We start from the raw sequence: 573 nt of genomic DNA, 5'->3' as shown, positions 1-573 counted from the left end.
GCTTCAGGTGCAATAATCGCTAACCATGTTTCAGGCTCTAACGGTTTTGTCGCTAGATTCGAAGCAAGGATTGCCCCTTCAATAAATTGAGGCGTAATGTCATTGATGGACTCTGGAAGGCTTAATAATTGATATGTCATGAAAGCTCTGGATATTGGGCATTTTCGACATTATAACGCCAACCACCCAAAGATGTCGCCAACCACTTCCCTCCCTTTTGTAACCGACAATCGTACGCAAACCATTGCGTTGAAAATATCACCTTCATATCACTTATTTCGCTTTGATAATCATAGTCTTGGGTGTAAAACGGCGGCTGAAATAATTTATTACATTTAGGATTAATCAACATGAAGTCAAAATTCCGAGGTTTTACATTACTCGAACTTATTGTTGTGGTGGTTATTTTGGGTGTATTGGCTGTTACTGTGGCACCTCGTTTTATGGGTGTACAAAGAGACGCTCACGAGGCATTAGCGCAAGGCGCATTTTCTGCCTTCAGAAACAGTATCGATATGTACCATTCACAATGGCTGGTCGATGGTGAACCCGATTTTGATCAAGTTGTTAATT

At 41.0% G+C, this 573-nt stretch carries 1 protein-coding gene and 1 pseudogene; one reads left to right on the top strand and one right to left on the bottom strand.

The window, feature by feature from the left end; translation table 11 throughout:
• Positions 1-140: pseudogene (locus tag KIV40_RS35035) on the bottom strand (prepilin peptidase); the annotation flags it as partial.
• Between the two features lie 210 nt (positions 141-350).
• Between KIV40_RS35035 and KIV40_RS35030 the strand changes: the two are divergent.
• The coding region (locus tag KIV40_RS35030; protein ID WP_285354078.1) for a prepilin-type N-terminal cleavage/methylation domain-containing protein at positions 351-573 on the top strand (223 nt) is incomplete at its 3' end.

It is taken from the genome of Vibrio sp. D173a, assembly GCF_030248475.1.
This window is presented reverse-complemented; position numbering and strand designations above follow the sequence as displayed.